Source organism: Conyzicola sp. (genome assembly GCF_057073975.1).
In genome coordinates, this window is the sequence record NZ_JBXMIS010000118.1 from 21,622 (window position 1) to 28,328 (window position 6,707).

8 protein-coding genes are annotated in these 6,707 nt (G+C 66.3%); 6 read left to right on the forward strand and 2 right to left on the reverse strand.

Annotation, left to right across the window (positions count from 1 at the left end):
* Positions 1-4 precede the first annotated feature (4 nt).
* From AC14A7_RS10895 to AC14A7_RS10905, 3 genes are all read left to right on the forward strand, one after another.
* On the forward strand, positions 5-382 hold the full coding sequence (locus AC14A7_RS10895; RefSeq protein ID WP_484008926.1) for a response regulator: 378 nt from the start codon (positions 5-7) through the stop codon (positions 380-382).
* The gene (locus AC14A7_RS10900; RefSeq protein ID WP_484008928.1) at positions 379-1,032 is read left to right on the forward strand and encodes a response regulator; all 654 of its coding nucleotides are present in this window, start codon (positions 379-381) and stop codon (positions 1,030-1,032) included. Before AC14A7_RS10895 ends, AC14A7_RS10900 begins: the two co-directional genes overlap by 4 nt.
* A 210-nt stretch (positions 1,033-1,242) precedes the next feature.
* Positions 1,243-3,438, forward strand: coding sequence for a PAS domain-containing hybrid sensor histidine kinase/response regulator (locus tag AC14A7_RS10905; protein WP_484008930.1), 2,196 nt, complete (start codon positions 1,243-1,245; stop codon positions 3,436-3,438).
* Here the strand turns inward: AC14A7_RS10905 and AC14A7_RS10910 are convergent.
* Positions 3,435-3,647 carry a methyltransferase gene (locus AC14A7_RS10910; RefSeq protein ID WP_484008932.1) on the reverse strand — a complete coding sequence of 71 codons (213 nt, stop codon included), beginning with the start codon at positions 3,645-3,647 and terminating at the stop codon, positions 3,435-3,437. The two genes, AC14A7_RS10905 and AC14A7_RS10910, sit on opposite strands and share 4 nt — an antisense overlap.
* 100 nt (positions 3,648-3,747) lie before the next feature.
* The gene (gene msrA / locus AC14A7_RS10915; protein ID WP_484008934.1) at positions 3,748-4,275 is read right to left on the reverse strand and encodes a peptide-methionine (S)-S-oxide reductase MsrA; all 528 of its coding nucleotides are present in this window, start codon (positions 4,273-4,275) and stop codon (positions 3,748-3,750) included.
* Positions 4,276-4,361: 86 nt separating this feature from the next.
* On the opposite strand from msrA, the gene AC14A7_RS10920 reads away from it, so the two are divergent.
* The 3 genes from AC14A7_RS10920 (at position 4,362) to AC14A7_RS10930 (ending at position 6,638) form a co-directional block, all read left to right on the forward strand.
* Positions 4,362-5,387 carry an aldo/keto reductase gene (locus tag AC14A7_RS10920; RefSeq protein WP_484008936.1) on the forward strand — a complete coding sequence of 342 codons (1,026 nt, stop codon included), beginning with the start codon at positions 4,362-4,364 and terminating at the stop codon, positions 5,385-5,387.
* Positions 5,388-5,390: 3 nt separating this feature from the next.
* A complete protein-coding gene (locus AC14A7_RS10925) occupies positions 5,391-6,308 on the forward strand; it encodes a DMT family transporter (RefSeq protein WP_484008938.1) in 918 nt (305 codons plus the stop codon).
* A gap of 93 nt (positions 6,309-6,401) precedes the next feature.
* Entirely contained in the window at positions 6,402-6,638 is a 237-nt protein-coding gene (locus AC14A7_RS10930; protein WP_484008941.1) for a hypothetical protein, read from the forward strand.
* The last annotated feature ends 69 nt before the right edge of the window (positions 6,639-6,707 follow it).

Genomic DNA, 6,707 nt, shown 5'->3' on the forward strand with positions numbered 1-6,707 from the left:
AGTGATGGTCTCCGCTGCAGGTGACGCAACCCGAACGCTCGTCGTGGACGACGACGAACTAGTGCGCGCCGTGCTCCGATCCGCCCTGGAGCGCATCGGCCACGAGGTGACGGAGGCGAGTGCCGGAGACACGGCCGTGAGCGCGTCAGAACTCGTCGACTTCGACCTTGTGATCGTCGATGCGCGCATGCCAGGGCTCTCGCTCAGTGAAACGTTGACCGGAATCGCCGCCGCCAGCACCGATCACCGCCCCGGCATCCTCGTCATCAGCGGCGCACCCGTAGACGGGAACCTGCTCGAGAGGCACAATGCCGGCTATCTCGCCAAGCCGGTCGACCTTCGCGACTTCCTCTCCGCGGTGCGGCTGGCGGTGGCATCGTGACCGATCCGGCTGCCGCGGAGAAGCGAAAGATACGCGTGGTGGTCGCCGACGACGATCCCTTCACCCTCTCGATGGTCTCCGACGGGCTTCGCTCCCTCGGCTACGAGGTGATCACCGCTGCGTCGGCAGAGCTCGCCGGGGCGATCGTGGCGGAGGAGGACCCCCACGCCCTCGTAACCGACCTCAACTTCGGCAAGCGCGAGACGGGTGCATCGCTGCTGCACCGGGTGCACGAGTCGCAGCCATGGGTGGCCCTCGTCATCCTCACCTCCCACCACTCCCCCCAGCTCGCGGTCGAGGACCCAGAGCGCATACCGAGCGGCGTCGTCTACCTCGTGAAGTCTCAGCTCAAGCGGGTCGACGACATCGGCGATGCCGTGCAACAGGCTCTCGCTGGCACGACGAGCGGCCCGCAGATCGACGCGTCGGGCATCCTCGTGGTCAGCAGTGCACAGGCCGAGGTGCTTCGAATGCTCGCCTCTGGCGCCAGCACCAAGGCGATCGCCGACCGAAGGGCGACAACCGTGCGCGCGGCTGAAGCCATGATCAACCGGCTCTACACCGCCCTCGGCCTCGACGACGACGCACTGTCGACGCCTCGCGTCGCGGCCATAGAGCTCTGGCAGCAGGGCAGGATTACCGTGAGGTAGAGAAGGTATTCGAAATCCGAACACACCGGCGCGCAGCCAGTTGCGAAGGCACTTCCAGGAGACGAGGATCATGACTGCTAGATGTCTCTCTGATGTGGTTTCTTCCGCTCTGACGGACTCTCCCGGGTTCGGGGCCCGGGAATCGCTCGCCCTGCATTCGGGTTGCAGGGCGAGCGATTTCGCCGTCGGCGACGCCAGCCGGGCACCGCGGTGAGCGAGCTCGACCCCGCCGTCTTCGACCTGGCTCTCCGCGTCGTGTGGGAGCAGCATCCCGACGCCCTCTTCATCTCGGCCCTCGACGGTCGCGTGCTCGAGGCGAACGACGCCCTGCTGGCGCGCGTCGGCTACTCCAGAGAACAGCTCGTCGAGCTCGGAGTGATCCCCGTGGTCAGGGAGAACACCGAGGAGTTCAAGGCCGGAGAGTACGAGGCGACCATCGCCGGCGAGCAACGACGCAACCGGATGACGGGGGTGAGTCAGAACGGCGAGACGTTCCGGGTCGAGGTCATCACCGTGCCCCTCGAGGTGGACGGCACTGTGGTGGCCGTTCTCGGCATTGCCCGCGACATCGAGGCGCTCGAAGGAGCCCAGGCGGAGCGCCGAGCGGTGGAAGCCCTCTTCGAGTCGACCCTCAACTCCATCAGCGACGGCATCTACCTGCTCGATCGCGACTATCGGTTCACCTACCTCAACCCTCGGGCAGAGCAGATCAGTCAGAGGCGGCGCGACGACCTTGTCGGCAAGGTGCTGTGGGACGAGTTTCCGGAGGTGCGCGGCTCCGAGTTCGGAATCGGCTACCTCAAGGCCGTCGCAGAGCAGAAGAGCGTGCTCATCAGAGAGCGATACGAGCCGCTCTCTGCCGCCCTCGAGGTGAAGGCATACCCCTCGGAGTCCGGGCTGGCGCTCTACGTGCGCGACGTCACAGAGGAAGAGGAGGCCAGGGCGCGAGTAGAAGAGCGTGACCGCAGGATCGCCGCCCAGGCTGCTCTCCTCGACCAGACGGGCGATGCCATGGTCGTGCGGGGTCTCGACCACGTCATCCAGTACTGGAACAAGGGCGCGGAGTCGATGTACGGCTGGACGGCAGAGCAGGCCGTCGGCCAGTCCATTCGAGACCTGCTCTACGAGTCGACCCCAGAGTTCGACGCGGCCACGGCGATCGTGCTCGGCTCGGGCGAGTGGGTGGGTGACATCGCCCAGATCGCCCACGACGGCAGAAACATCATCGCGGCGTGCCGGTGGTCGCTCGTTCTCGACGCCAACGGCCAGCCGGAGGCGATCTTCGCGGTGAACAGCGACGTCACAGAACGACGGCACGACGATGAAGTCGCCTCTCGCGAACAGCGCATGAAAAGCCTCGGCACCCTGGCTGGTGGCATCGCACACGACCTCAACAACGTGCTGACCCCCCTCCTCATGTCGGTTCAGCTTCTTGCTGCCGACGAGACAGACGCGGCAAAGCTGCAGACTCTCGACGTCATCGAGACCTCCGTCAGGCGGGGCGCCGACATGCTCAAGCAGGTGCTCACCTTCGCGCGCGGGGTGGAGGGTCGTCGGGTGCCGGTGCACCTCGCCAGGCTCGTCGACGACACGCTTGCGTTCTGCGCAGAGACCCTGCCCGCAGGAATCACCGTCACCTCTGATGTCGACTCCGACATCGACACGACCGGCGACCCGACCCAGCTGCTGCAGGTGCTGATCAACCTCGTCACCAATGCGCGCGACGTTCTGCCCGACGGTGGCAATATCCACATCGCCGTGGAGTGGGAGCGAGCCCGCGACGGCAGTCAGCGCCGGGCGATCATCTCGGTGATCGACTCCGGGCCAGGCATAGCACCGGGCGTCGCCGACCAGATGTTCGAGCCCTTCTTCACCACGAAGGATGTCGGCGTTGGAACCGGCCTCGGCCTCGCTATCTGCGCGTCGATCATCCGCCGGCACGGTGGAGAGATGCGGGCTGACAACTGGCCGGGCGGTGGGGCCGTCTTCGAGGTCGTGCTCGCTGGCGCACCACACGCAGCCCCAGAGGCGCACAGTCGACCGGCGCCCACCCCCCGCGGAGTCGGGCAGCTCGTGCTCATCGTCGATGACGAGGCCGCGATCCGGCAGGCAACGCGCAAGGTGCTGGAGACCGCCGGATACCGTGTCGCCGTCGCCGCGAACGGCGCGGATGCCCTCGACTACCTCGATCGCGTGCCAGAAACAGTCGACCTCGTCATCACCGATGTCACCATGCCGGTCATGGACGGCACAGCGCTATCCAACGCCATGACTGAGCGCTTTCCCGCGCTGCCGATCGTGCTCATGAGCGGCCGAGCCCTCGGCGAGGGCGATCTCGCGAAGCCGTTCACCTCGATGGAGCTGCTCACCGCCATCGCCGCAGCGCTCGGCACGGCAGGCGCTTAGTGCTCCCTGAACTCCGGGCGCTCGGATCCGCTCGGCAGTGAGGCCATGAGCGCACCCTTCGCGCCGTGGAGGTTCTCGTACAGACCGCGGTAGTCCTGCTCGTCGAGCAGCTTGTAGGAGTAGCCGCCTTCCGTCTCGTGAATGGAGCCGACGGCTCCGTTCGGTCCGAAGGCGACCCAGGTGCGGCCGGTGATCGAGGTGTTACTCATCGTTGAGACTCCTTTATCGAGAGGATGATTCGACCATAGGGCTGGCGAGGCATCCACTCAACGACTTGCAGCCAACTGGGAGGTGTGTCGCACCTCCCAGTTAGCTGGCGAGCACGTACTCCGCGTACGACTTGCGGATCTTGTTCACCTTGGGAAGGGCGACCGCGAGGCAGTAGCCCTGGCCGGGGTTCTTGGCGAAGAAGTCCTGGTGGTACTCCTCAGCACGGTAGTAGTCGCCGAGCGGCTCGATCGTCGTGACGATCCCGCCATCCCAGTACTCCCCTGCGCGGTCGCGAGCTGCCTCGAAGAGCTGCTTCTGCTCGTCGTCGGCGTAGAACATCGCAGATCGGTACTGCGTGCCGACGTCGGCCCCCTGGCGGTTCAGCTGGCGCGGGTCGTGGAGCGAGAAGAAGACATCAAGGATGACGCTGTCGGGAATCACCGTCTCATCGAACGTCACAGCGACGGCCTCTGCGTGACCCGTTGTTCCGGTGCAGACGGACTCGTAGCTGGGGTGCGCGGTCTGGCCGCCGGTATACCCGGAGACGACATCCTTCACGCCCTTGAGAGTGCGGTAGACGGCGTCGAGACACCAGAAGCAACCGCCGGCGACAACGAAAGTGTGCATGGGGGAACCCTACTTTCCTGAGATGGGGGGATACAGGGGTCAACGCAAGAAATCGCCCGCGCATTCCTGCCCGTAGGCTGGAGCGCATGCCATACGTCGCCTCCCCAGACCGCTATGAATCCGTCGAGTACCAGCGCGTTGGACGCAGCGGTCTGAAGCTGCCCTCCATCTCGCTCGGGCTGTGGAACAACTTCGGCGACGACAAGCCGCTGGCCACCCAGCGGGCGATTCTGTTGCGGGCCTTCGACCTCGGCATCACCCACATCGACATCGCGAACAACTACGGCCCGCCCGCCGGCAGCGCGGAGTCGAACTTCGGTCGGGTGCTCGCAGAAGACCTGCTGCCCTACCGCGACGAGCTCATCATCTCGAGCAAGGCCGGCTACGACATGGTCGGCCACGATGGCACCGCCGGCCCGTACCAGAACTGGGGCAGCCGCAAGTACCTGCTCTCCTCCCTCGACCAGTCGCTGAAGCGCACCGGTCTCGAGTACTTCGACATCTTCTACCACCACCGCCCAGACCCAGAGACGCCGATCGAGGAGACGATGGGCGCCCTCGCGAGCGCCGTGCACGCGGGCAAGGCCCTCTACGTCGGACTCTCGAACTACAACCCAGAGCAGACGCGCGCTGCCGCGGCGGCGCTCGCCGAGCTCGGCGTTCCGCTCACCATCCACCAGCCTCGGTTCAGCATGTTCGACCGCCACATCGAGACGGAGGGCCTGCTGCCCGTGCTCGACGAGGTCGGCGCCGGCTCGATCGTCTTCTCCCCGCTCGAGCAGGGCCTGCTCACCGACCGCTACATCGACGGCACGATCCCCGACGGGTCCCGCGCCTCGGAGGGTCGCTGGCTGCAGCCGGGCCCGATCAGCGAGGAGTACCTCGGTCGCGTGCGCGCGCTGACATCCATCGCCGAATCGCGCGGTCAGACCCTCGCGCAGCTGGCGCTGACCTGGGTGCTGCGCCACCCACAGGTCACCTCGGCGCTCGTGGGAGCCTCGTCGGTCGCGCAGCTAGAGAACAACTGGGTTGCCGCCTCGGCAGCACCACTCACCGCGGAGGAGATCGCGGCCATCGAGCCGCTCGCCGTTGACGGCACCCGCCTGCGCTGACCCGTGGGGTACCTGTTCAGCCTGCTGGGGGCGCTGCTGTTCGGGGCGAACGGCAGCGTCACGAAGGTCGTGATCGAGGGCGGGCTCACGCCCCTCCAGCTCACGCAGTTTCGGGTGCTCGGGTGCTGCATCATCGCCGGCGCGGTGCTGCTCGTGGTCGACCGCAGCGCCTTCCGGCTCAGCCGTCGTCAGCTGATCGTGATGGCCGTGCTCGGCGTGTTCGGCGTCGCGATCCTGCAGGCGTCCTACGCCGCGGCGATCCAGCTGCTGCCCGTTGGCATCGCCCTGCTGTTCGAGTACACCGCTGTGCTGTTCGTGGCGCTCATCGCGTTCCTGTTCCTGCATGAGAAGGTCAAGGCGCGGCTGTGGGTGGCGATCGTCGCCGTGCTCGTGGGGCTGGCCGTAGTGGCGCAGGTCTGGGCCAGCTCGCTCAACGGCCTCGGAATCCTGCTTGCCTTGCTCGCCTCGGCGAGCCTGACCACGTATTTTCTCGTCGGCGAGCGCCAGGTTGGCGCGACCTCTCCTCTTGCCGTCGCCTTCTGGACGATGCTCTTCGCCTCGATCTTCTGGGCCTTCTTCTCTGGATGGTGGGAGGTGACGCCAGCCGTGCTGGCCGCGCCGACGTCGGTCGGCCCGCTGTGGGTGCCGCTCGCCGTCAACGTGGTCTTCGGCACCTTCCTGTCGTTCTACTTCTCCTTCCTCGCGCTCAAGTACCTCACCGCCACGGCCGCGGGCATCACCGCCTCGAGCGAGGTCATCTTCGCGTTCGCCGTGGCGTTCCTCTGGCTCGGCGAAGGGCTGTCGCCGGTGCAGCTGATCGGAGCGGCCGTGGTGCTCGTCGGCATCGTGCTCGCCCAGACGGCGCGCGCGAACAAGGTCGTGGATGCAGATCTGGCGCTTGCGCCAACGCCCCTGCCGTAGGCGAGCTCGAATCACCCGCCCGGATGTCGGCGGCCTGTTCTACAATCGAACACACATTCGATAGTCGGCCGGCTGCACACCCAGAAGGGGATCATGACCACGCTCGCCTTTGCACCAACGACCTCAGACGTCACCCTCGTTCAGCTCAATGACGACCTCTGGCGCGTGACGCGCTCCGACGGCGAGGTGCTCGGCTACATCGAGCGGTTCCTCGAGCGCGGCCTCGACCGCTTCCGCGCCAAGCGCATGATCGTCGCCAAGCAGCGCTTCTACCCCGTCGGCGAGTTCTGGCTCATGGATGACGCGGTGGAGTGCTTCCAGCCGGGGTAGTTTTTCGTGCACCGGTTGCTCCTCTCGCAGTACGTGCTCCCGGCGGCACGCTGGATACGCTGGCCGAAT